This is a genomic window from Pandoraea sp. LA3 (genome assembly GCF_022696215.1).
Taxonomy (GTDB): domain Bacteria; phylum Pseudomonadota; class Gammaproteobacteria; order Burkholderiales; family Burkholderiaceae; genus Pandoraea; species Pandoraea capi.
Map to the genome: position 1 here is coordinate 72,383 of NZ_PTPY01000022.1, position 24,102 is coordinate 96,484.

At 62.8% G+C, this 24,102-nt stretch carries 23 protein-coding genes and 1 pseudogene; 8 read left to right on the plus strand and 16 right to left on the minus strand.

Going from position 1 to position 24,102, the window contains the following annotated elements; translation table 11 throughout:
• Position 1: 1 nt before the first annotated feature.
• Both C5N93_RS04620 and queF read left to right on the plus strand, forming a co-directional pair.
• Positions 2-952 (plus strand): 5'-nucleotidase, encoded by a 951-nt coding sequence (locus tag C5N93_RS04620; protein ID WP_069340060.1) that lies wholly within the window; start codon positions 2-4, stop codon positions 950-952.
• Positions 939-1,766, plus strand: coding sequence for an NADPH-dependent 7-cyano-7-deazaguanine reductase QueF (gene queF, locus C5N93_RS04625; RefSeq protein WP_242558431.1), 828 nt, complete (start codon positions 939-941; stop codon positions 1,764-1,766). The genes C5N93_RS04620 and queF overlap by 14 nt, the downstream gene beginning before the upstream one ends.
• A 128-nt stretch (positions 1,767-1,894) precedes the next feature.
• On the opposite strand, the gene C5N93_RS04630 is transcribed toward queF, so the two are convergent.
• The 5 genes from C5N93_RS04630 to C5N93_RS04650 all read right to left on the minus strand — a co-directional run bounded on the left by C5N93_RS04630 (position 1,895) and on the right by C5N93_RS04650 (position 5,892).
• Entirely contained in the window at positions 1,895-2,425 is a 531-nt protein-coding gene (locus tag C5N93_RS04630) for a hypothetical protein (RefSeq protein WP_242558432.1), read from the minus strand.
• Positions 2,426-2,436: 11 nt separating this feature from the next.
• Entirely contained in the window at positions 2,437-2,775 is a 339-nt protein-coding gene (locus C5N93_RS04635; protein ID WP_242558433.1) for a hypothetical protein, read from the minus strand.
• A 302-nt stretch (positions 2,776-3,077) separates the two neighbouring features.
• Positions 3,078-3,464: a RidA family protein gene (locus C5N93_RS04640; RefSeq protein ID WP_039402338.1), complete on the minus strand. Its 387-nt coding sequence runs from the start codon at positions 3,462-3,464 to the stop codon at positions 3,078-3,080.
• 45 nt (positions 3,465-3,509) lie between these two features.
• Positions 3,510-5,009: an amidohydrolase family protein gene (locus tag C5N93_RS04645; protein ID WP_242558434.1), complete on the minus strand. Its 1,500-nt coding sequence runs from the start codon at positions 5,007-5,009 to the stop codon at positions 3,510-3,512.
• 1 nt (position 5,010) lies between these two features.
• The gene (locus tag C5N93_RS04650) at positions 5,011-5,892 is read right to left on the minus strand and encodes a MurR/RpiR family transcriptional regulator (RefSeq protein WP_242558435.1); all 882 of its coding nucleotides are present in this window, start codon (positions 5,890-5,892) and stop codon (positions 5,011-5,013) included.
• Between the two features lie 173 nt (positions 5,893-6,065).
• On the opposite strand from C5N93_RS04650, the gene C5N93_RS04655 reads away from it, so the two are divergent.
• On the plus strand, positions 6,066-7,337 hold the full coding sequence (locus C5N93_RS04655) for an amino acid deaminase (RefSeq protein WP_242558436.1): 1,272 nt from the start codon (positions 6,066-6,068) through the stop codon (positions 7,335-7,337).
• Positions 7,338-7,500: 163 nt separating this feature from the next.
• On the opposite strand, the gene C5N93_RS04660 is transcribed toward C5N93_RS04655, so the two are convergent.
• From C5N93_RS04660 to C5N93_RS04680, 5 genes and pseudogenes are all read right to left on the minus strand, one after another.
• Positions 7,501-8,058, minus strand: coding sequence for a MarR family transcriptional regulator (locus C5N93_RS04660; protein WP_347403291.1), 558 nt, complete (start codon positions 8,056-8,058; stop codon positions 7,501-7,503).
• Between the two features lie 20 nt (positions 8,059-8,078).
• Positions 8,079-9,686 (minus strand): MDR family MFS transporter, encoded by a 1,608-nt coding sequence (locus tag C5N93_RS04665; RefSeq protein WP_242558437.1) that lies wholly within the window; start codon positions 9,684-9,686, stop codon positions 8,079-8,081.
• Positions 9,687-9,821: 135 nt separating this feature from the next.
• Positions 9,822-10,721: a DapH/DapD/GlmU-related protein gene (locus C5N93_RS04670; protein ID WP_277990206.1), complete on the minus strand. Its 900-nt coding sequence runs from the start codon at positions 10,719-10,721 to the stop codon at positions 9,822-9,824.
• A gap of 152 nt (positions 10,722-10,873) precedes the next feature.
• Entirely contained in the window at positions 10,874-11,623 is a 750-nt protein-coding gene (locus C5N93_RS04675) for an SDR family oxidoreductase (protein WP_242558438.1), read from the minus strand.
• A 95-nt stretch (positions 11,624-11,718) separates the two neighbouring features.
• Positions 11,719-12,162, minus strand: a pseudogene (locus tag C5N93_RS04680) (hypothetical protein); the annotation flags it as partial.
• A 195-nt stretch (positions 12,163-12,357) separates the two neighbouring features.
• Here C5N93_RS04680 and C5N93_RS04685 point away from each other — a divergent pair.
• Positions 12,358-12,975 carry a LysE family translocator gene (locus tag C5N93_RS04685; RefSeq protein ID WP_242558439.1) on the plus strand — a complete coding sequence of 206 codons (618 nt, stop codon included), beginning with the start codon at positions 12,358-12,360 and terminating at the stop codon, positions 12,973-12,975.
• A gap of 310 nt (positions 12,976-13,285) precedes the next feature.
• Here C5N93_RS04685 and C5N93_RS04690 read toward each other — a convergent pair whose 3' ends face one another.
• The 4 genes from C5N93_RS04690 to C5N93_RS04705 form a co-directional block, all read right to left on the minus strand.
• Positions 13,286-13,783, minus strand: coding sequence for a flavin reductase family protein (locus tag C5N93_RS04690; protein ID WP_242558440.1), 498 nt, complete (start codon positions 13,781-13,783; stop codon positions 13,286-13,288).
• A 105-nt stretch (positions 13,784-13,888) separates the two neighbouring features.
• Complete coding sequence (locus tag C5N93_RS04695) at positions 13,889-14,917, minus strand: methionine synthase (RefSeq protein ID WP_242558441.1); 1,029 nt, start codon at positions 14,915-14,917, stop codon at positions 13,889-13,891.
• A gap of 27 nt (positions 14,918-14,944) precedes the next feature.
• The gene (locus C5N93_RS04700) at positions 14,945-15,949 is read right to left on the minus strand and encodes a DUF1852 domain-containing protein (RefSeq protein WP_242558442.1); all 1,005 of its coding nucleotides are present in this window, start codon (positions 15,947-15,949) and stop codon (positions 14,945-14,947) included.
• A 135-nt stretch (positions 15,950-16,084) separates the two neighbouring features.
• Positions 16,085-16,975 carry a LysR family transcriptional regulator gene (locus tag C5N93_RS04705; protein ID WP_150722004.1) on the minus strand — a complete coding sequence of 297 codons (891 nt, stop codon included), beginning with the start codon at positions 16,973-16,975 and terminating at the stop codon, positions 16,085-16,087.
• A 344-nt stretch (positions 16,976-17,319) separates the two neighbouring features.
• Between C5N93_RS04705 and C5N93_RS04710 the strand changes: the two genes are divergently transcribed.
• From C5N93_RS04710 to C5N93_RS04725, 4 genes are read left to right on the plus strand one after another with little or no spacing between them, the layout of a single operon-like run.
• Complete coding sequence (locus C5N93_RS04710) at positions 17,320-17,826, plus strand: spore coat protein U domain-containing protein (protein WP_242558513.1); 507 nt, start codon at positions 17,320-17,322, stop codon at positions 17,824-17,826.
• 13 nt (positions 17,827-17,839) lie between these two features.
• The gene (locus C5N93_RS04715) at positions 17,840-18,592 is read left to right on the plus strand and encodes a molecular chaperone (RefSeq protein WP_242558443.1); all 753 of its coding nucleotides are present in this window, start codon (positions 17,840-17,842) and stop codon (positions 18,590-18,592) included.
• Complete coding sequence (locus C5N93_RS04720) at positions 18,579-21,056, plus strand: fimbria/pilus outer membrane usher protein (protein ID WP_242558444.1); 2,478 nt, start codon at positions 18,579-18,581, stop codon at positions 21,054-21,056. The genes C5N93_RS04715 and C5N93_RS04720 overlap by 14 nt, the downstream gene beginning before the upstream one ends.
• On the plus strand, positions 21,053-22,015 hold the full coding sequence (locus C5N93_RS04725; protein WP_150722002.1) for a spore coat U domain-containing protein: 963 nt from the start codon (positions 21,053-21,055) through the stop codon (positions 22,013-22,015). The genes C5N93_RS04720 and C5N93_RS04725 overlap by 4 nt, the downstream gene beginning before the upstream one ends.
• Before the next feature lie 58 nt (positions 22,016-22,073).
• Here C5N93_RS04725 and C5N93_RS04730 read toward each other — a convergent pair whose 3' ends face one another.
• Together C5N93_RS04730 and C5N93_RS04735 are read right to left on the minus strand one after the other, a co-directional pair.
• Positions 22,074-23,141 carry an iron ABC transporter permease gene (locus C5N93_RS04730; protein WP_242558445.1) on the minus strand — a complete coding sequence of 356 codons (1,068 nt, stop codon included), beginning with the start codon at positions 23,139-23,141 and terminating at the stop codon, positions 22,074-22,076.
• Positions 23,138-24,091, minus strand: a complete 954-nt coding sequence (locus C5N93_RS04735; protein WP_242558446.1) for an ABC transporter substrate-binding protein — start codon at positions 24,089-24,091, stop codon at positions 23,138-23,140. Before C5N93_RS04735 ends, C5N93_RS04730 begins: the two co-directional genes overlap by 4 nt.
• Positions 24,092-24,102 lie beyond the last annotated feature (11 nt).

Here is a 24,102-nt window from a genome sequence, read left to right on the forward strand (position 1 = left end):
CATGCCGATCACGCTCGAGAACAAACTCGTTGTCGCGATATCCTCGCGCGCGCTGTTCGACTTCGAAGAAGAGAACCGCGTGTACGAGGCCGGCGTGGCGAGCGGCGACGACCAGTCGTACATGCAGTATCAGCTCGACCGCATCGACAAGCCGGCCCCGGCCGGCGTCGCCTTCCCACTCGTGCAGAAGCTGCTCGCTTTCAATCGCGGCAGCGACACCAGCGGCGGTGGCGCAAGCGACGGTCACCGCGTGGAAGTCGTGGTGCTCTCGCGCAACGATCCCGTGAGCGGCATGCGGGTGTTCCGCTCGGCGAGGCAGTTCGATCTCAAGATCGAACGCGGGGTCTTCACGCGCGGGCGCGATCCCTTCGGCTACCTCAACGCGCTGGGGGCGCACCTGTTCCTCTCGGCCAACGAGCGCGACGTGCGCAGCGCCCTCGCCGCGGGTTTCCCGGCGGCACGCGTGTATCCCGATTCCGCGAAAAAGGCCGAGCTGCATCCGGACGAAATCCGCATCGCCTTCGATGGCGACGCGGTGCTCTTCTCCGACGAGGCCGAGCGGGTCTTCCAGCGCAACGGCCTCGACGCCTTCCAGCAACACGAAACCGAGCGCGCCGCCACACCGCTGCCGCCCGGACCGTTCAAGCCGCTGCTGCTGGCCTTGCACCGTCTGCAAACCCTGGCGGGCCACGAAGTGCCGGTGAAAATCCGTACGGCGCTCGTCACGGCACGCTCGGCGCCCGCGCACGAGCGCGCCATCCGCACGTTGATGGACTGGAAAATCGACATCGACGAGGCGATGTTTTTGGGCGGGCTGGACAAGGGCGCATTCCTGCGCGAGTTCGAGCCCGATTTCTTCTTCGACGATCAGACACGCCACTGCGAATCGGCCGCCCGGGTCAGCCCGACCGGCCATGTCATCAGTGGCATCGCCAATCATGACCACGCCTGAACAATCCACGCTCGGCAAAGAAGTTGCCTACACCGAGCACTACGACCCGTCGCAACTCTTCCCGATCGCCCGTGCCCCGGCACGCGCCCAGATCGGCGTGCCGGAAACGCTGCCGTTCTTCGGCGCCGACATCTGGAACGGTTACGAACTCTCCTGGCTCAACGACAAGGGCAAGCCGCAGATTGCATTGCTCAAGGCCGTGGTGCCGGCCGACTCGCCGTTCATCATCGAGTCGAAGTCGTTCAAGTTGTATCTGGGGTCGTTTGCCCAGACGAAGCTCGCCAATCTGGACGCAGCGCGCGCGCTGATTCAACAGGATCTGTCCGAGGCGGCCGGTGCGCCCGTGCAGGTCCGGCTCACGGACCCGAGCGGCTTCGGCAAGCTACAGCTCGACGAACTCGACGGCCTGCTCGTGGACCGTCTCGACATCGACACCGACGTCTACGTTCCCGACGCTTCACTGCTCACCGCCGCCTTCGACGAACAGCACGTGGAAGAGACGCTCGTCTCCAACCTGCTCAAGTCGAATTGCCCGGTGACCGGCCAGCCCGACTGGGGCAGCCTGCAAGTTCGTTACGTCGGCCCGCCGATCGATCAGGCAGGGCTGCTCAAGTACGTGATTTCGTATCGACGTCACACCGGCTTCCACGAGCAGTGCGTGGAAGGGATCTTCATGGACATCCTGAACCGGTGCAAGCCGAGCCAGCTCGCGGTCTACGCGCGCTACACGCGACGCGGCGGCCTCGACATCAATCCGTTCCGCACCAACTTCACGCTGCCGATGCCGGACAACGCGCGCACGGCACGTCAGTAACACCTCGGTAAAAAATGGCGACGGGCTGCCCGGGCCCGTCGCCAATCCGCGCTATCCAGGCGCGGCCTCCTGCAAGTCCTGACCTTGTGAGCCCCCGGCCACGCTGCGCAAGTCGATCTGCCGCAGCATCAGCCCAGGTAGTGGAGATAGCCGAGACGGGCCATCATCTGTAACGCTGCATTCCTTACGCCCACATATTTCGGCTGCCCGTCGCACCGGTGCAGCGCTTCCTTCATCGCCCGGCGCGCCGCGTCGAACTGCCGCAACTCGACGAGACACTCCCCCACGCGATACATCGGTCCCGGGGCGTCCTCGTCCATGAGCGCCGCCGCCATGAACAGCGGCAACGCCACCTTGGGTTCGCCGTAACGCTGCACCGAGAGCGCGAGCGCCACCGCGTAATCCGCCGTCAACGGACACGCCGACAGCAGCGGCGCGAAGCACTCGATGGCGTGTGCGAAATCGCCCCGTTCGAACGCGCCGTAGCCGCAGCGATACGCGGCGTCGCATTGGCTCGCGTCCCATGCGCCGGGGCGTGGCATATCCATCGCGTCGTGCAGCGACCGGGCGTCGCCCAGCAAGCCCAACGCGACATCGATCTCCCGTGCGACGGATGTCGATGACGGCGCCTCGGGCGGCGGTATTTCGAACGCACGCACGCCGAACGCCCTCACGAGCGCGCCCCTGGGCGAGACGATTCGAACTGCACACGCGTGCTGAACGCCCCCCAATCCTGCTCGGCGCGCCGCCGCTCCTTCACGGACAGGCACACCTGACTGAGACCGAAAGTCACGACCAGCGACGACAGAACCGCCAGCCCGCCGCACAGCCCGAACTCAACCCAGCGATCCGCGTCGGCACCGTCAGGCGCTTCGACTTCGGCGGCCGCCTGAACCGAGAGGTACGCACTGCTCGCCAGTCCCGCCACCCCCAATACCGTGACGGCCAGCCCGGTGAGCCCCGAGGCATACCCCGCCCGGGACAAACGGCTCAGGGTCTGCGACCGCAAGCGGACATCGTCCGGCGTGGGCGGGAAGTCGATCGTGATGCGTGCGTCGTCTGCCGATTCAATCGCGGCACGGTGTATCCGTGCACTCGATCCAGTGCCGTCAATGGGTGTTGTTCTCACCATCCGCCTCCTGTCAGGTTAGGAAGCTGAAGACTGCGGGTGACAAAATTGCGCCGCCATCGAAGGCGGACCGTAACCTTTGCGAAACGGGAACCTAAGTGCCCGTCAATGCAAAATCTCGCGACAAAAAAAAGCCGACGTTCGACGTCGGCTTCTTCCCGCAGCACAACAGACACCGCAGCTTACGCAGTCGGTTTCTTATAGGCGACGCAGTCCACTTCGACCTTGCAGTCGATGACCATACTCGACACGACGCAGGCGCGTGCGGGCGGATGATCGCCGAAGTATTCCTTGAAGACCTTGTTGAACGACGCGAAATCACGCGGATCGTCGAGCCACACACCAATACGCATGACATGCTCGGTGCCGTAACCGGCTTCCGTCAGAATCGCGATCATGTTCTGGATGGCCTGATGCGACTGGGCGACGATGCCCCCATCGATCACCTCGCCGTCTTTCATCGGGGTCTGGCCCGACACGAACAGGAAACCGTCAGCCTCGGTTGCGCGTGCGAACGGCATACGCTGGCCACCCGTGCCCTGCCCGCCTTCCACGCCATATCGTTTGATGCTCATCATCACTCCTTTCAACGAATCGTTTTCGACAAGTTCGGTTCACAGCACCGGCTGCGGCGTACCACGACGCACGAAGCGTCCGGCGCGCGCATTCTGCGTCGGCGCACGGTCCTGCCACGACAGCACGCCGTTCACCCACACGGCCGAAATGCCATACGCGGGCTGCATCGGATCGGTGAATGTCGCGGCATCTGCCACGGTGGCCGGATCGAACAGGACCAGATCGGCCCAATAGCCCTCACGCACGAAACCGCGCTCGGTGAGACCGAAGCGCTCGGCCGACAGCCCCGTCATCTTGTGGACGGCCTCGGCCAGCGGGAACAGCGCCTGCTCACGGCTGTAGCGCCCCAACACGCGGGGGAATGCGCCCCACAGACGCGGATGCGGCAGCGGATCGTTCGGCAGCCCGTCGGAGCCGACGACCGTCGCCGGGTGACGCAGGATGCGCTGCACGTCGGCTTCCTCCATGCAGTGATACACGGCACCCGCCGGTTGCAGACGTTTCGCGGCTTCCATCAGATCCACGCCCCACTCGGCGGCAATCGTCGCGAGCAGCTTGCCGCCCTGATCGGGATGCGCTTGCGACCACGTCACGAGAATGTCGAAGTCGTCCGTGACCTGCTTGAGATCGAGCGTCGACGAGCTTGCCGTGTACGGATAGCAGTCACAGCCGACCGGCTGGAAGCGTTGCGCCTTGTCGAGTGCTTCGAGAATTTCGGTGCTGCGCCCCCAGTTCTCGACGCCCGCACACTTCAGATGCGAGACGACCACCGGCACGCGTGCATGACGGCCAATGCGGAACGCTTCGTCGAGCGCTTCGAGAATCTCGGCGAACTCGGTGCGCAGGTGCGTCGCATAGAGACCACCCGCTTCGGCCAGCGGCTCGGCGAGCGCGAGGACTTCCTCGGTCGGCGCGGCGTTCGCATTGGCGTAGGCCAGCCCCGTCGACAGCCCCAATGCGCCGTTCGCAAGCGCCTCGCGAAGCTGCTCGCGCATGCCGTCGATTTCGGCTTCGGTTGCCGCACGGTCGAGGCGGTCCATGTGGTTGTTGCGCAGCGCGGTGTGGCCGATCAGCGCGGCGACGTTGATCGCCGGTTGCGCCGTCTCGAGCGCATCGACATACGCTTTGAACGTCGGATACTGGAATGCGCCGGCTTCGCCAAGCAGGTTCATCGGATCGGGCGGATCGCCCTTTAGCGTGACCGGCGAGGCGCTGATGCCGCAATTGCCGACGACGACCGTCGTCACACCTTGCGAGAGCTTCGGCGTCATTTCCGGGGCCCGCACGACGTTCGTGTCGTCGTGTGTATGGACATCGATGAAGCCGGGACTGAGCACGTTGCCGTCGCCGTCGATGCGTTGTGCGGCTTGCCAACCCGACAAGTCACCGGCTTGAGCGATGGCGTGAATCCGGCCGTCGCGCAGTGCGACGTCGAATCGGGCGTCCGTCATGGGCGCGCCGGAGCCGTCGGCCAGACGCACGTTGGTGATGAGGGTGTCGACCGTGCGATCAGCGAAATTTGCGAGGCGGTCAGTCATGTCAGTCTCCCAGAGGCTGACGATCGCCGCCGCCCCGATGCGTGTCGAGCACATACTTGATTCGTCGCAACAGCGCCTGGCTCTGCGGCTTGGCGAGCAACGCCAGTTCCGTAGCCAGCACGTCCATGGCGAGCAGCATCGCGTAACGCGACGACGACGGTTTGAAAATGAAATCCGTTTCCAGCGCGCGGATCGGCAGCACTTCGTCGGCCAGCGCCGCGAGCGGCGAGCCCGTCGCCGTGATCGCCACCACTTGCGCACCGTATTCCCGTGCGATCTCGCACGTCGACACCAGCTCGGGCGTGTGACCGCTCACCGAGAACGCCAGCACGACGTCTTCGCGCGCCAGTGTGCCGGCGACCATACGGGCCAGCACCGCATCCTGATAGCTCGCGACCGGACGGCCGAGCCGCACCAGCCGGTAACGCGCCTCGTCCGCCATGAGCGACGACCCGCCGCCCATCCCGAACGCGTAGATCATGCGAGCGGACAGCAGTCGCTGCGCCGCGCGACGCACCGCCTCCGGCTTGATGAGGCCGCGATGGACTTGCAGCGTCGTCTGGATATCGTCTGCAATACGGTCGATGGTCTCGCCTGCGCCTTCCTGCGCGTTGGCGGCATTCGCGCCGAGAAAGCGCTGACCGACGACGGCCGCCTGCGCGAGTCGCAATTTGAGATCGCGCACGTCGCGGCAGCCCATCGCCTTGGCGAAGCGCGTCACGCTGGCTTCGCTCACGCCGGCGCGCTCGGCAAGCACGTTGATCGACGCTGCCGCCGCGCCCGCCACGTCCTCCAGCACCACCTGGGCGACTTTGCGTTCCGCCTGACTGAGGACGTCGCTGCGTTCAGCAACGCGCGTCACGATATCGAAAGTTTCGGCCATATCTCGGGTCCGTATGGCGTCTCGGGGCGTCGCGAGGCGTCGCCAGAGCCGGTTCTGAAAGTTTTGAGACGATTTTTGGTACTTTATAACAAATCTGTCAAACGCTGGTAATTAAACGTTATTATAGGGACCATCCGGCAATCGTCGGCGCACCGAACCGTGGAGGATTCTCAATGAGTGATACAAACTATCAGCATGGCATGATCGATACCCTCAACAAGGGTCTGGGTGCGCTGGACGCCCCGCGCGCGCCCTCGGCGACGACCGATCTGGGCTGGAACCTGCTGAACGAAGACCTCAGCCTGCCGACGGCCGTACTCTACGAAGACAAGATCCGTCACAACCTGGCGTGGATGCAGCGTTTCGTTCACGAGTACGGCGTGAAGCTCGCCCCGCACGGCAAGACGACGATGGCGCCGAAGCTGTTCCGCCGCCAGCTCGACGGTGGCGCGTGGGGCATCACGCTCGCCACGGCGCAGCAGACCTTTGCGGCGTATCACCACGGCGTGCGGCGTGTGCTCATGGCGAACCAGCTCGTGGGCAAGCGCAACATGACGATGATTGCCGACCTGCTCAAGGACACCGATTTCGAATTCTTCTGTCTGGTGGATTCGGCCGCAGCCGTCGAGCATCTGGGTCACTTCTTCCGCGCGCGCGGACAAACGATTCAGGTCCTCATCGAGTTGGGCGTGACGGGCGGACGCACCGGCGTGCGCGATGCCGCCCAGCAGCAAGCGGTGCTCGATGCGCTCACGCAGCATCAAGACGCTGTGAAGCTGGCGGGCGTCGAAGTCTATGAAGGCGTGCTCAGCACCGAAGCGGATATCCGTGCGTTCCTGCAACGCGCGGTGAGCATCACGCGCGAGTTGATCGCAGCGGGTCGCATCGAGCGTTCGCCGGCGGTGCTCTCGGGTGCGGGTTCGGCCTGGTATGACGTGGTGGCCGACGAATTCGCGCACAAGGATGTGGGCGCGCCGCTGGACGTCGTGCTGCGTCCGGGCTGCTATCTCACGCATGACGTGGGCATCTACAAGGCGGCACAGGCACAGATCGCCACGCGCAATCCGATCGCGAAGCAGATGCGTTCGCAACTGCAACCGGCGCTGCAACTCTGGGCCTACGTCCAGTCGATTCCGGAACCGGAGCGCGCGATCATCGCGCTTGGCAAGCGCGATGCGGCTTTCGACGCGGGCATGCCGGAACCGGCGCAGCAGTTCCGTCCGGGCGAAAGCAAGGCGCCGCGCGCGACGCCCGAGCATTGGGAAATTACGGGCATGATGGATCAGCACGCGTATCTCCGCATTTCGCCGGGCGACGACATTCGCGTTGGCGACATGATCGCGTTCGACATCTCGCATCCGTGCCTGACGTTCGACAAGTGGCGTCACCTGCCGGTCATCGATGGCGATTACAACGTGGTGGAAGTCGTGCAGACGTTCTTCTGATCGCGGCCCGGGAGGCGCTGGCAACGATGCTGGCGCCGAGGGTGGCAGCACACGACGAGTGAGCGCGCGATGCGGATTGTCGTGCGCATCACTCGGATGAAAAAGCCGCTTCGATGGTTGAAGCGGCTTTTTGTATTGCGTCTCGCACCTTGCGTGATGCGTCTTAAGCCTGGCCCCGCGACGCGCGTTTGCGCGCGGGGGGAGAGTCGGACGTCTCCCCATGGGGCGACGCCCGCCGCTTGCCATCGCCACTCGCTTTCGTAGCGACGTCGGCGGAAGTCCCCGCCTTTGCCCGCGACACCATCGCCTTGAACTGCGCTTCGAGGTGCGTGAGCGCGCTTTCCAGCGTCGCGATTTCCTCGGGCGTCATGCCTTCGAGCGCATTGTCGAAGAAGGCCTGACGATGCGGCGTCGCTTCGTCGTGCACGGCCATGCCCGCGTCCGTCAGCGTGACGTTCGTCAGACGGTTATCGTCGGGATCGGTCGCGCGCGAGAGCCAGCCCAGCGCCTCCATCGATTGAAGCTGTCGCGTGAGCGACGCGGGATCGAGGCGGCAATGTTCGGCGAGAAACTTCTGCGAGCTGGTCCCTCGCTCGGCCAGCGTGAGAATGATGCGCCAGCGCGGCAGCGGGTGCCCGACCTGCGCGTCGAACGCGAGCATCATCGAGCGATACGTCTGGCTCAGTTGCTGAATGACGTTACGTTTTTGTGGTGTCGGCATCGCCTTACTCCGTGACTCCATTACTCACCGACTGGCGGCTGCGGCTTGGGCGCCGTCTTCGCGCCGCGCGTGAGACGAATCAGCGGCACGCGTCTGACGAACCACAGCCCGGCCAGCGCCGCCGCGAGCGACACCATCTGCCCATTGTGAATCGCTGCCACGAGCGACGAGCGCGCCGATTCGATGAAGAGCGCGCCGTTCTGGCCCATGTGGGCGAGCGTCATGAGGAAATCGTTCTGCGCCTGCGCATTGACGAGGATCTGCGGATCGGAGAGTTGTGACGTCCAGCGCGTGCCGTCGTTCGCGGCGAGGGCGTCGGTCACACGTCCGGTGTAGCTGTGATTGACCAGCGTCCCGACGATGGCCGTTCCAAGCATCCCCCCGATCATGCGCAGCGATTGCATGAGCGCAGTCGCAATGCCGAGGTGCCCGCGGCCCGCGACTTCCTGCGCGAAGACAGTGAGGTTCGGCATCACGAAACCAAGTCCCAACCCGGCGAGGAACATATACGAGGCGATCAGCAGATGAGGCGTGCCGCGATGCGTGGTGATGATGCCCGCGCAAGCCAGCGCGAGCAGCAGGAAGCCGCCGTAGAGCATCACGTTCGGATTCGGCAGACGCGTAATCAGGCCTCCATTCACGATGCTGCCGACGGTAATACACACGACCAGCGGTGTGATCAGCAATCCGGTTTCGCGTGGCGAGAGCCCGAAACCGCCTTGCAGCAGGAGCGGCGCGTAGAACAGCAGCCCGAACATCGAGAAGCCGGCGAAGACGGACAACACGAAGAGCGGCGCGAGGCTTTTGTCGCGGAACATCTCGAACGGCAGGATCGGATGCGACACGCGACGCTCCCACCAGTAGAGCGCGGCCGACGAGATGACGAGTACGACGAAAAGCGTCACGACGCCGCGCGAGAGTCCATCAGCGGGCAGCCATTCGACAAGCATCTGCAAGCTGCCCAGCGCGGCGGTGATCAGCCCGGCACCAAGCCAGTCGATGCTTGCCTTGCTGTGTTCCTCGGCGCGCATGTGGGGCAGGTGACGTCCGACGAACCAGACGCCGAGCAGGCCGACGGGCAGGTTGACGTAGAACACCGAGCGCCAGCCGTAGGCTTCCGTCAGGAAACCCCCGAGCGACGGCCCGATGGCATTGGCGATCCCGAAGGCGGAGCTGAGCATGACTTGCCAGCGCAGGCGTACGTGCGGATCGGGAAACAGTTCGGGCACACAGGCGAACGCGGTGCCGACCAGCATGCCGCCGCCGATCCCTTGCAGGGCGCGTGCGATGACGAGGAACGGCATGCTGTTCGCCGCGCCGCAGAGCACGGAAGCGGCGGTGAAGACAATGATGGCCGCCATGACGAAGCGCTTGCGGCCGTAAAAATCGCCGAGCCGCCCGAAGATCGGGACGGTGATGACAGAGGTGAGGAGATACGACGTCGCGACCCAGGCGTAATACTCGAACCCTTTGAGTTCCGCGACGATGGTCGGTAGCGCGGTGCCGACGACCGTCTGGTCGAGCGCCACCATCATCGTGCAGAAACAAAGGCCGAGCATCGCCACGAGCGACTGCCGGAACGGCAACACCTGCCCCGCCGAATGGGGGGTACTGGGACTAGGAGCCATTTTTTGGACGGATCAATGTTTGATCAGTCAAGGATTTTAGCACGTTCTTTGCGTGGGGTTATTGGGCGGGTGTTGATGGGGGTAAAGACGGTAACGGCGTAGCGGAGTCGGAGCAATCCGTAAGTCTCACGCTGCTCAGTCGTTACTATGCAGGCTCGTATTCAGGCCGCCCCAGCGGGAAGCATCTGTTGACAGCACCTCGACTGCACCGGTCTGACTGTTTCGACGGAATAGCAGGCCGGATCGACCGGACAACTGCCTTGCCGGCACGACGTTGCCGTCGGGCAATTTCACTTTCGTACCGGCCGTGACATACAGACCGGCTTCGACGATACACTCGTCTCCCAGCGAAATGCCGATGCCGGCGTTCGCTCCGAGCAAGCTTCGTTCGCCGATTGAGTTCCTGCTTTTGCCCCCGCCCGAGAGCGTACCCATGATGGATGCGCCTGCGCCGACATCCGAATTTTTCCCGACAGTAACGCCCGGCGTCACGCGCCCCTCGATCATTGACTCACCGAGGGTGCCCGCGTTGAAGTTAACGAAACCCTCATGCATCACGGTCGTACCGCTTGCCAGATGTGCTCCAAGCCTCACGCGATCCGCATCGGCAACCCGCACGCCCTCGGGCACGACGTAGTCGGTCATGCGAGGAAACTTATCTACTGACGACACTGTCAGGTGGTGGTATTCGGCCGCTAACCGATCCCGCAGATCTTCGATATTTCCGGGGAAAACAGGGCCTGCGGATGTCCATGCAATATTGGGCAACAGGCCAAAAATGCCATCGAGATTGACTTCATTCGGCTTAACGACCCTTTCAGATAGCAGGTGCAATCGGAGGTACGCATCCTCCGTCGAAATGGGCGGGATTTCGAGCGACTCGATCACCACAGTAACAACATCACCAGAAATAATCCCAACTTTCTCGGCGAGACAACTGCGCCTTTTTACGCCACCGGTAGCCGGAAACCAGACGTCAATAGTTTTGCCCGTATCAGTAGCTCGATACCTGTGACCGGTTCGCTCGATAGCCATCGAAGATTCCTCTTTCGAAATACGAAGATTGATCTGGAAAGACCGGTTGCGAAGGTGGCAGCATGCAACCGATAGCTCAAGGCATCATAGCTGAACCTTCCCTGGATACAGGCGCGAAGTCAGTTGCCTCGTCAGTTGGACGCTCTGCCCCATCACTTCACCGCAGCATTCCCTCCATCCGCAAAGAGCGCCGATCCGGTGACGAAGCTGGACATGGAACTGGCTAAAAAGAGTGCGGCAGATGCGATTTCTTCAGGTTGGGCAATGCGCTTCATGGCATGCAATCCAGCCGCCCAATCTTTTTGGCTCTGGTCGCCTGCCATTCCGGTATCTGCTCCTCCCGGAAGCAATGCGTTGGCCCTGATGCCTTGGGCGCCGTAATCGGCGGTGATGCCTTTCACCAATCCCATCAACCCGGCCTTCGAGGCGCCATAGGCAGCCATACCAGGCAAGCCCACGCTGGTGCCAACGAAGCTGGAAGTGAATACGATCGAGCCGCCATTACGTTCGAGCATTGCGGGGATCTGACTGCGAGCTCCTAGATAGGCCGCCGTGAGGTTGACCGTCAGGGTTTGCTGCCAGTCTTCCGGCGAGATGTCGGCCAGCGGTTTAATCGCGCCGACCGTTCCCGCGTTATTGATGGCAATGTCGAGACCGCCGAACTCGTGCATCGCCGCTGTCACACACTGTTCGTGGGTGTCGGCCTGACCAACATCGCCAGCGACCACATAAGCTCGCCCGCCTTTGCTGCGAATGTCGTCGGCAACCTGATCCAGTCTCGCCTGATCTCGCGCTGTCAGCACAACTGCGGCGCCTTGCGTCGCGAACATCAGCGCTATTGCCCGCCCGATGCCAGAAGATGCACCGGTAACGATGGCCACCTTTCCGTCTAGTAGAGACATTATTAAAACCTTCTTCCGTCGTTGAAGGCCGCATTCTGCTTATCCCCACTACACTTCGCGCTCCGTTTCTTGCGCTCAAATTCGACTGCGGTTCAGTAGGCGAGCGTTTGTGCCGGCATCGAGAAAGCCTGCGTGTCGGGACGCGTCAGAAACTGTGGAGCGACGATCATCGTCCCCTTGCCAAGCTCACCCGCCCGCTGGACGACTCGCTGGCCCGTCGCGAAGTAGGTGTCGGCATTTCGTAACGTGCCATGAATCACGACGAATACTCGTGTCACGTCGGGAGCGGGCGCGTCGATGGGATGGTCGGCATAGACCGGGAACTCGGCGCTCCCTTGCGGGGTAGTCACAAGCAGACGTTGCGTCGCAACGGCCTTGACCGGCGCATCGAGTCGCGCCTGCCCGGCCGCGTAGACGCTGTTCACGATCGCGCCCACGGCTAAAGTGGCCACGAGCAAAACGATCCGGGATTGCGCTTTAAAGGCGAGTAGCATAGTCATCTGCTCGTCGCTCCTTATTGGGTCGGTTAAGGAAAGCATGCGCCATTACACCACTCGAAAGCTCGTGCCGAGCATCGCGGCCAGCCTGATCGCGGTCGCCCACCGACGTCGCAACGTCTCTCAACACGGCTTTTGACCGTATTGAATGACTAACGTTGACCGGCTTGAATTGCCGCAGAATACCAGCCGAGGAAGCCGCTTCGTTCTCTCAACCACAACCCACTGAGGCTACCCATGGTTGATTGGTCCGCTGTCGTAACAGTCTTCTCTGTTTATATGGCTAGCGCTGTCATACCGGGGCCGAACTTCGTCGCCATCACGCACAAGGCGGTAACCGGCAAACGCTCCGATACGTTCGCGCTCGTCGCCGGAATCGTGATGGTGAATCTGTTCTGGGCGACGTGCGCGATGCTTGGCGTCGGCGCGGTGTTCGCCATCTTTCCGTGGCTCGCTGTCGGCGTCAGGATTGCAGGTGCGGCCTACCTGATCTGGTTTGGACTGCGGCTTGTGATGTCGGCACGGGCAACCCCTGCGGAAGCGGGGCACCCACCGAAGGCGCCTCGGTTTCGCGCTGCTTTCCTGCAAGGCATCGCGACAAATATCGCGAACCCGAAGTCCATCGCCTTTTATGCCGCGGTGTTTTCCTCGGCGGTGCCCGCCCACGTTTCCACGCAGACATTCTTCGCGATGCTGGCGACTGTCGGCACGGCCGCGACGTGCTGGTACGGCGCCGTCGCACTGGTGCTATCCCACGCGGCGATTGCGGCGGCGTATCGCCGCGCAAAGGCATGGATCGACCTCACGTGTGGAGGGCTCATGATCGCGCTGGGAATCCGGCAGGCACTTCGTTAGCCCGACGCCGGGTGAAGCCAGATGCCTCAATCACGCGCTAGAGCACCCGCGCCCACGCACTCCCGGGATAGAGCGCATCAAGGCAGCTTTTCAGCCACGCGCGTTCGTTAGCCGCCCACGATGCACCAGAGCAAACGAATATCGCGCAACCGTTGCGCCAGTTCGACTGGCGTCCACGCATCCCATGCTTCCTCATCAGGAATATCCGCTTGAGTGTTCATCGGATCGAGCGACCTCCTGCGCTTAGGAGCGCCGGTTTCTCTCACAAGACAATCGGTGCGCTCGGCCGGGTAGCCGCACTCCGGCGCAATCAAGCCGCCATATTCCGATACTGCCCTTTGAAATACAGCAACGGCTGCGTGAACGCCGCGTCCTGAAGGCTTAAGGCTTTCACTTCCCCAATCACAATCAGGTGATCGCCTGCCGAATGTTCCGCGTAAATCTCGCAATCGAGCCAGTGAAGGCTACCGGCAATGACCGGATTACCCAGCGGCGAAGCCTGCCATTCGACACCTCGCCATTTGTCCGTCCCCCGCCGGGCGAACTGGTCGGATATTTCGACCTGCGTCTCCGACAGGATATTGACTGCAAAGCGACCTGCCTGACGAATTTTGGGATAGCTGGCGGAGTGGGCCATCACGCTGAACGACACCAGCGGCGGGTTCGTCGACACGCTGTAAAACGACTGGCACGTGAAGCCCAGCGGCTCGTCGTGGACGTGAGAGGTAATGACCGTGATGCCAGACGCGTAGTGCCCGAGCGCTTCGCGAAAGCGCAATGGCTCGATTGCCGGACGGGAAAGTGACATAGTAGTGACGAAATACGAGGTACAACGCGACAGAAGCGAGCAAACCCGCCCACAGCATCAAACGACACTTGACGGGTCTGCCTGCACTTCCGACGTCCGCCCGAATTAGTTCGAGAGTTCCCGACGAACGATTTCCGCGCCTGCACTCAGCGCATTGAGCTTGCCGCGTGCCACGTCACGCGACAACGGCGCCATACCGCAGTTGGTGCACGGATAGAGCTTGTCGGCATCGACAAACTGAAGTGCCTTGCGCAGCGTCGCGGCAACTTCTTCCGGCGTTTCGATGGTATTGGACGCCACGTCGATCGATCCCACCATCACCTTCTTGCCTCGAATGAGTTCGATCAGATCGATCGGCACGCGAGAGTTGTGGCACTCCAGCGAGACGATATCGATATTGGATTTTTGCAGCTTGGGGAACGCTTCCTCATATTGCCGCCACTCCGACCCGAGCGTCTGCTTCCAGTCGGTATTGGCTTTGATGCCGTAGCCATAGCAGATATGCACGGCCGTTTCGCACTTGAGCCCTTCGATCGCACGCTCCAGCGTGGCGACGCCCCATTCGTTCACCTCGTCGAAGAAGACGTTGAACGCCGGCTCGTCGAATTGAATGATGTCGACGCCCGCCGCCTCCAGTTCTTTGGCTTCCTGATTGAGAATCTTGGCAAACTCCCAGGCCAGCTTTTCGCGGCTTTTGTAATGCGCGTCGTAAAGCGTATCGATCATCGTCATCGGGCCCGGCAGCGCCCACTTGATCGGCTGGTCGGTTTGTTGACGCAGGAACTTGGCGTCTTCGACAAACACCGGCTTCTTCCGTGCGACCGCACCGACGACCGTCGGCACGCTGGCGTCGTAGCGATCACGGATTCGAACCGTCTCACGATGCTCGAAATCCACGCCTTCGAGATGCTCGATAAACGTCGTGACAAAGTGTTGGCGCGTCTGCTCTCCGTCACTGACGATATCGATGCCCGCGTGCTGTTGCTCTTGCAGCGACAAACGCAAGGCGTCGCGCTTGCCGTCGGCGAGCTCATCCCCCTCCAGCTTCCAGGGTGACCAAAGCTTCTCCGGTTCTGCGAGCCAGGAAGGTTTGGGCAAACTACCGGCAGTTGAAGTGGGCAACAATTTCTTCATGATGGATGACCTTATGTTTTCGATAAATCAAAGCGCGTAGTTCGCGGACCACTGATCGAGCGTGAGCTGGTAAGGCTTGATGAATTGCTCTTCGACAAACTTGCCTTGCTCAATCGCCAACCGGCTGCGTTCTTCCCGGTCGTAAACAATGCGAGTCAACGAGAAATCCTGGTTCTTCAGACTCGGCTGATAGAACTCCCCCGCCGAGGAATTCGCGTTGTAAATCTCCGGGCGGTAGATCTTCTGGAAGGTATCCATCGTGCTGATGGTGCCGATGAGCTCAAGGTTGCTGTAATCCGCGAGCAGATCACCAGAGAAATAGAAGGCCAGCGGCGCAACGCTATTCGGCGGCATGAAGTAGCGCACCTTCAGTCCCATCTTCTTGAAGTACTCGTCGGTCAGCGAATACTCGTCCTGCTCGTATTCCACCCCGAGCGCGGGATGCACGTTTGCGGTCCGACGATACGTCCGGCTGCTCGACACACTCAGGCAGATGACGGGCGGCTTGTTGAAGCTGCGCTTGTAAGCGCTGGAATTGACGAAGGACTGGAAGAGCTTCCCATGCAGATCGCCGAAGTTTTCCGGCGTGCTGAACCCCGGCTGATGCTTGTTGTGCTCCAGCAGCAACACGCTGAAGTCATAGTCGCGCACGTAGGACGAGAAGTTGTTCCCCGCAATGCCTTCGATGTGTTCGCCAGTCTTCTTGTCGAGGATTTTCGTTTTCAGTATTTCGATCAGCGGCAGCGCGCTTTCACTGCGCTCACCCTCGATGCTCATCTCAACGGAAATGATTTCAAGCTCGACCGAATAACGGTCGCCCTTCGGGTTGTCCCAATGCGCCAGCGCATTGAAACGGTTGTCGATCATCCGGAAGGTGTTGCGCAGATTCTCCTGACGACTCTCGCCTCTGGCCAGGTTAGCGAAGTTGGTCGTGATTCGCGTGTTCTCCGAAGGACGATAGTCTTCGTCGAAGCGAATGCTCTTGATAGTAAATGTGAAATCCAGGGGGTTGCGCTCGATTGCGGTCGCCATGAGGAAGCTCCATGAAATACGCCCGCGTTCGTCGGACTAGGAGCTTCGAATTATCGTGGCCGACCGCAGACATGAAAATGGATAAGTTCTCATGTCCTTATGAATGGCACTCATGGAGCCTGCCGGGGCAAGGCGTCAGGTCTGGACAGGCCGCTTCGCCTGCTCGATGAACGCGCGCAGATAATCGATCTCCATATCCGCCTCGCGTGCCCCCAGAAAGATCTGCTTGGCAATGCCGTTCTTGCCTAGCCGGATGGGTACCAGATCCATCGCGTCCGCATATTCCAGCACCAGCCAGCGCGGTAACGCGGCCACGCCGCGTCCGCTCGCGACCATCTGAAGCATGATGTCGGTGGTCTCGATCGCCTTATGGCGTTTCGGTGTGATGCCCGCCGGCGTGAGGAACATGCTGTAGATATCCAGCCGGTCCACCGGCACCGGATAAGCCACCAGCACCTCGTTGGTCAGTTGCTTCGGCAGGATGTATTCCTCTTTGGCAAGCTTGTGGCTACCGGCCACGACCAGCACCTGCTCGTAGTCGAATACCGGTTCGAAGACGAGGCCGGGCTTGTCCAGCGGATCCGGCGTGACGAGCAGGTCGATCTCGTAGCCGAACAGCGCGCCGATACCGCCGAACTGGAATTTCTGTTTGACGTCCACGTCCACATCCGGCCATGCGGCCAGATACGGCGATACCACTTTCAACAGCCATTGGTAGCACGGGTGACACTCCATGCCGATGCGCAGCGCGCCTCGCTCGCCCTGAGCGAACTGTCGCAAACGTTCCTCGGCCAGACTCAGTTGCGGCAGCACCCGATTGGCTACCGCCAACAGATACTGCCCCGCTTGCGTCAAACGAAGGCTGCGGCCCTCGCGCAGCCAGATATCGGTGCCCAACTGCTGCTCCAGCTTCTTCATGCTGTGGCTTAACGCCGACTGCGTGACGTGCAACACCCCTGCGGCAGCGGTCAGCGACCCCTGCTTTTCCACCTCTTGCACGATGGACAAATGAATACGGTCAAGCATGATGAGTGAGAAAAATTCATGTTTTCGGAAGATATCGAGATTTTAGTTCATAAATCTCAACCTCGCCTTTCCCGCGCGACAGACGCCAGAATCGGTGCCTGTCCCCGCACAGTCCTGTCCATGAACGTGCACCCCGCTTCCATTTCAAACATCCATTTGGAATGAACATGGTAGAAACGCACGCGTGACATAAATTCAGTAGTGCGATATACACTTAGCACTAAGTAGTGCGACGTACTTTGTGTGACAAGTGGTATGCGGCAACGGCGGCTGCATCGCCTTGTGCCCGCTAGGTCCTTCCGACGTTTTGCGAGAAACCGACGATGAATAAACCAGCTGCGCGCATTACCCTCCTGATGGCAAGCTTGTTGCTTGTCCCGCCGATGCCTGCGCAGGCGGCCGTTTACAGTAACGGCACCGGCACCACGACATTCACCGTCACGCTGATCATCACGGCAGGTTGCACGGTCACCGCCACGCCGATGAACTTCGGGTCGGCATCGACCCTGGCGACCGCGCTGACCGCCACGTCGACCGTCTCGGTCACCTGCACGAACACCACGCCTTACAACGTTGGGTTGAGCGCCGGTTCGGCGTCCGGCTCGACCGTTGCGGCGCGCGTGCTGGCAGGCGCCGCCAGCGGCAACACGGCAACGATCGGGTACGGGCTCTACACGGACTCGAATCACTCCACGGTCTGGGGCACGACGCAGGGCACCAATACGCAAGCGGGAACCGGTAACGGTACGGCGCAGCCGTTCACCGTCTACGGACAGGTCCCGACTTCGGCTGGCGCGATCCCGCAGCCGGACACGTATTCCTCGGTGATCACCGCGACCGTCTACTTCTAGCGGGGCGCGGCCTATGAGAGGTTTCCGCCAGCGGGCGGAGCGCTGCGTCGCGCGCGGCGCAGGTGCGTGTCTCGTCACCGTCGTCTGTGTCTCGGCCAGCGCCGCCACCCTGCAGATTTCCCCGGTCAACGTAGAGTTCGCGGCCAAGCAGAATGCTGCCGGGTTGACACTGAGCAACCCCGGCGACATGCCGGTCTACGGTCAGATCCGGATCTATACGTGGACGCAGGAGGACGGCGAGGACAAGCTCACCCCCACCGACGCGCTCGCCGCCAGCCCGCCCATCCTGCGCATCGACGGGGGCGGCTCGCAGATCGTTCGGTTGGTGCGCATGACGAATGCGCCCCCAGCCGTCGAACAAAGCTACCGCATGCTCGTCGACGAACTGCCCGAACCGGGTCAACCGGCCCAGAGCGGCATCTCGATTCGCATGCGCTATTCGATCCCCGTCTTTGTGGTTCCCGCGACAGCAACCCAGAAGCCTGACCTGCACTTCACGTTCCGGCGCATCGGTGGCGAATGGCAGCTCGAAGCCGAGAACCGGGGCGGCAGCCGCGCGCAGATCGGTGCGACCCGTTTCATCGATGCGGCGGGAAAAACCGTGCCTGTGACCAACGGTCTGCTCGGTTACGCACTGGCCGGTCAGCGGCGTCTGTTCAAAGTCACCTGGCCGGCGGGCAAGCCGCCCGCGTCGCCGCTCGCGATAGACGCCGCGATCAACACGGTTCCCACGCGCTTCGTCGTCGATATCGATGGCGGGCCGTGAGCGCGGGCGTCCCGGTGCGTACGCTCTCACCGTCGCTCCCGCGTCCGTGTCGATATCGGCACGGGATGTTGCGTCACGCACGTTTTCACGCGCATCGGCAAGCGGCTCGCGTCACACGCCGCGTCGCAAGTCATGGATCATCCGCTGGGCCGCGAGCCTGCTGGTCGGCACACTGGTGCCGCTCGCGCATCCCGACGCGGCGGAAGTCACCCCCAGCGATTACTACCTCGACGTGTCGGTCAACGGTGCCGCGACCGGCGCCATCGCCCACTTCTTCATGCGCGACGGACGCTTCAGTGCAAGCGCCGACGACTTGCAGGCGCTGGGCATCGACGTCGGAAAGCTCAAGATGTCCGGCGAGACGCAAGTCCCGCTCGACACCATCGGCGGCGTGCAGTATCGCTACGACGCTGCGCGTCAGAGCATCGACATCGCGGTGCCCGACACGTTGCGCGTGCCGTTTCAGATCGGGCGCGTCGTGCCACGCGCGGCAAACGCCATGACGTCGCGCGGCTTCCTGCTGAACTACGACGCGCTGGTCGAACACGACCGCACGACGCGCGCGTCGAGCTGGACAGAACTGCGGTACTTCCATCCCGGTGGCGTCTTCAGTCAGACGGGGGTCTTCGACACCTGGTCGCAGAGCCCGGCCTATCTGCGCTATGACACGTCGTGGCGGCACGACAATCCTGCCGAGATGACGACCCTGCAACTGGGCGACACGATCTCCGGCTCGCTCGCGTGGTCGCGCTCGATCCGCATGGCGGGCGTGCAATGGCGCAAGAACTTCGCCTTGCGCCCCGATCTCGTCACGTTCCCGGTCCCGGCGCTGGGCGGATCGGCCGCCGTACCGTCTTCCGTCGATGTCTATCTCGACGGCATTCGACGCTTCGGCGGCAACGTGCCCGCCGGTCCTTTCGTGATACGCGAAACGCCGGGGCTCATCGGCAACCTTCAGGCGAGCGTCGTCACGCGCGACGCGCTCGGGCGCGAGAGCGTCATCAACGTGCCGCTCTACATCGATACCCGCATGCTCTCGGCGGGCTTGTCGAGCTACTCGTTCGAAGCGGGCATGCCCCGCACCGACTACGGCTTCCGCTCATGGGGCTACGACCGGCGCTTTGCCGCGTCGGGCGTGTACCGCTACGGCATCTCGGATCGGTTGACGACCGAATACCACGCGGAAGGGTCATCCGGCGTGTTCAATGCCGGGGCCGGTGCGCTCGTATCGCTGTCCGGCTACGGCGTGCTGAGCGGATCACTGTCCGGTTCGACCGGCCGCGCCAGCGGCGCGCAGATCGGTATCGGTTATCAGTATCTGTCGCGCAACTTTTCGTTCGATTCGTTGTTTCAGCGCACCGTCGGCGACTTCCGCGATCTCGCCACGCTCAGTGGCTCCGGTGTGCCGACGACCATGGACCGTGTCACGATATCCACGCCGTTCTGGGAGAACCGCACGCTCTCGCTGAGCTACATCGGCATGCGCGGTCCCGACTTCCCGTCGTCGCGCGTGATTTCTGCGAACGTCTCGTGGCCGGTGCGTGCAGCGGGTTCGCTCAATGTGGGAGCGTTCAAGGACATGGCGAATTCGCGCAGCTACGGCGTGTTCGCCATGTTCAGCTTCACGCTGGGGCCGAACACCGTGGCGTCGGTATCGCTCGCTCGTCAGCAAGGCTCGACGCAGGCGCTCGCCGGTGTCACACGCACCCCCGACTACGGCGGCGGGTGGGGATGGAACATGCTCGGCGGTGTGAACGACGGCGTACGTATCGGTCAGGCGCAGGCCCAGTATCTGGGCCGCTACGGGCAAGCGTCCGCGCAGGCGCAGACGTGGGATGGGCAAACGCGTGTGGGCGTAGGCCTTACCGGCGCGCTCGTGGCGATGGATGGCGGCGTCTACCCGGCGCGTCGCATCTTCGACAGCTTCGCACTGGTCAAGACGGACGCTGACGCCAACGTCCCCGTCCTGCGCGAACAGTTGCCGATCGGACGCACCAGCGACGGCGGTGCCCTCGTCATTCCCGACCTCAACGGCTATCAGGCCAATCGTCTCACCGTCGACGCGACGGACCTGCCGGCAGACATGCGCATCATGCCGGCGGCACGCACCGTGGTTCCAGAATCGGGGGCCGGGGTGCTGGTCTCGTTCCCCGTGCACCGCTATCGCGCCGCGCTCATCACGTTGGTGACGTCGGACGGCACACCGTTGCAACTCGGGGCGCGCGTGACGCACACCGAGAGCGGCGCGCAATCGGTCGTCGGGTACGACGGCCAGACGTTCATCGACGGCTTACTACCGGAGAACTCGCTCGTGGTCACGCAGGACAACGGCACATGCCGCACGACGTTCGCCTACGATCCGGCCACTCAGGGCGCGATGGCCCGTATCGGGCCGCTGCTCTGCACGCCGCAGGCGCCACCGGCTTCACCTGAGCGTGCGCGAATGCCGGGGCGAGCCCGATGAAGCGCCTGCTCCTGCTCTCGCTCCTGTGCCTGACGACGTGGTTCGTCGCGCCCTCGGCCCAGGCCCAGACCTGCTCGCTGGGCGCACCGAGCGTCGCATTCCCTTCGTTCAGTCCGATCGCCGGCACCGCCGTGACGACGACGGGAACCGTGCAGGTCACCTGCACGTGGCCGACGCTCAATCTGGTGCCGAACGTGAAAATCTGCCTGGGCTTCTCGGCAACGTCCCCACGCGTGCTCTCCAACAGCACGAACACCATTGCCTACGATCTGTATGTCGACAGCGGGCACGCAACGCCCTGGAGCACTACACCCGCCAGTGCGCTGACGACGACCTTCAGCAACTCGATCCTCGGTTACACCGGCAGCACCAACATCAGCATTTACGCGAGAATCACGGCCAATCAGACGACCGTGCCGACGACCAACAACAGCAGCACCGTCTACTCGACGACCTATCCCGCGAGCAGCGTCACACTGTCCTATCAGTTCTACACGCTGTTCCCACCGGCTTGCGGCGCCGGGGGATTCACGACCGGCACGACCAGCCCGTTCACGGTCAACGTGACCGTCACGAACAACTGCACGATCAATGCGACGGGTCTCACGTTCCCGCAATCGTCCACCCTGCGCAACACCTTGACCGCACAAGGCTCGCTTGCCGTACAGTGCACGAACAATGACGCTTACCGGATTCTGTTCAACGGCGGCGTGAGCGGGCAAGTCGGCGCGCGCACGCTCAAGGGTCAGACGCTCGGCGCCACCATACCGTATCAACTCTATACGGACTCGAACTACGCCACCGCATGGGGCGACGGCACGGGCGGCACCTCACCCTACCTCGGCACCGGCACAGGGGCGACGACGACCATCCCCATCTACGGGCGCATCCTGGCTCAACCCTCGACACCTGCACCGGACACCTATCAGGACTCGATCACGGCGACGATTCAGTTTTAGCCGCGTCCTGATGACGAGTCCAACGTATCGCAAAAGAACATCGAATACGTCACGCGTCCTACCCCCGGACCCGCAGCAACGCGACGAAACATCCGCCCCCGACCAGCGCCGTCACCACGCCGATCGGCAGATCCTCGGGGGCGATCAGCGTGCGGGCCAGCACATCGCCCCAGATCAACAGCACCGCGCCGAGCAATGCCGAGACCGGCAACAACCGTCCGTGCTCGGCACCGACGACGGGACGGCACGCGTGCGGCGTGACCAGCCCGACGAACCCGATCGCGCCGCTCACGGCCACCATCACCCCGGTGACGAGCGCACCGATCAGAAACACTTCCGCACGCACACGCGGCACATTCACGCCGAGTGTCACCGCCGCGAGATCGCCGGTCATCAGCGCATTCAGCTCGCGACGGCGCCCCATCAGCACGACACCGCCCATCAGCACGATCGCAGCCGGAATCGCCAGCATGTCCCAGCGCGCCAGCCCCAATCCGCCTAACGTCCAGAACAACACGGAAGACGCTGCACGCTGGTCGCCGAGATAGAGCAACAGATTGGCCCCTGCAAGCATCACGAACGATACGGCGATGCCCGAGAGCAACAACCGGTCCCGTTCCAACCGCCCCTGACGGTGGGCCAGCGCGATCACCGCGAGCGTTGCAAACGCCGCGCCGGCGAACGCCAGCAGCGACAGCGTGAATGGCCCGAAGATCGCGCCGAGAAAGAGCGTCGCAAATACCGCGCCGAAGGTCGCTCCGGCGCTCACGCCGAGCAGATGGGGATCCGCCAGCCGGTTGGCCGTCACGGCCTGCAACGCAACGCCGACCATCGCCAGCGCCGCCCCCACGATGCCCGCGAGCAACACGCGCGGCAGGCGGATCAACCACACCACGGCGTCCTGCGACGCCGTCCACCCTTGCGCGGCGGCATCCACGCCCTGCGTCCCGCTCGTCAGATGCGCCAATACGATGCGCATCGTCAGCGAAGACGCGATGGCCGTCGGCCCGATGCCGGACGCCAGCACGATGGAGACCACCAGCGCGAGCGTCAGTACGGCAATCGCAATACGTCCGATGTGAGCCCCGCGTACGACGTGTGCCAAGCCGGCGTCCGCGCGCGTCATTTCGCGAAAGCTGCCGGATGCAGACCGCGCGCAATCGTCTCGACTGCCTGCACGTTATGAATGCCGGGCGTCGCTTCGTCGTAGGGCACCACGATGAAGCGGCGCGCACGAATCGCATCGACCTGACGCAACGCCGGTTGATTCAGCAGAAAAGCAATCTTCTGTGCCGCCGTGACCGCACCGTAATCGACGATCACGATGGCCTGCGGGTTGCGCGCCACCACGGTCTCCCAGCTCACGCGTGTCCAGCTTTGCGTGACGTCGTCCATCACGTTACGACCGCCGGCAGCCTCGATGAGCGCCGTGGGCATGGCGAGACGTCCCGCCGTGAAGGGGCTGTCCTCGCCGCTGTCGTAGACGAACGTCCGCACAGGCGGCGACTTGCCGTCGAGGCGACGCTTCACCGCCGCCAACTGCGTCGTCATCTGCGTGATGACCGTGTTCGCCGCAGGCTCCACGTCGAAGATCCGCCCGAGGTTGCGCAAATCGTTGTAGACGTCGTCGAACGACGCTGCACCACGCGGCATCACATGCCCGCACGACTCGCTCAGTTCATACGTGCGGATGCCCAACGGCGCGAGCAACGCGGGCGTGACCGGCCCGCCCACATGCATGCCGTAGTTCCACCCGGCGAAGTAGAAGTCGGCACCGGCCTGCACCAACACTTCAATCGACGGATAGCGCTGCGCGAGTTCGGGCAGTCCGGTCAGTTGTGCACGCAGCGCGGCATTGGCGGTTTTCCATCCGCTAATTCCTGTGAAGCCGACCATGCGCGGTTTGAGACCGAGCGCGATCATCATTTCGGTCAGGTTGACGTCGTTGCTGACCGCGTGTGTCGGCGCACGCTCGAAGGTCACGGCGCGGTTGCAACTCTGCACAGTGACCGGATAGTGCGGCGCGGCCGCGACGGTGTTGGACAGCACGGAACCTGGCGCAAGAGCCAACGCCATCGAGCCAGTCA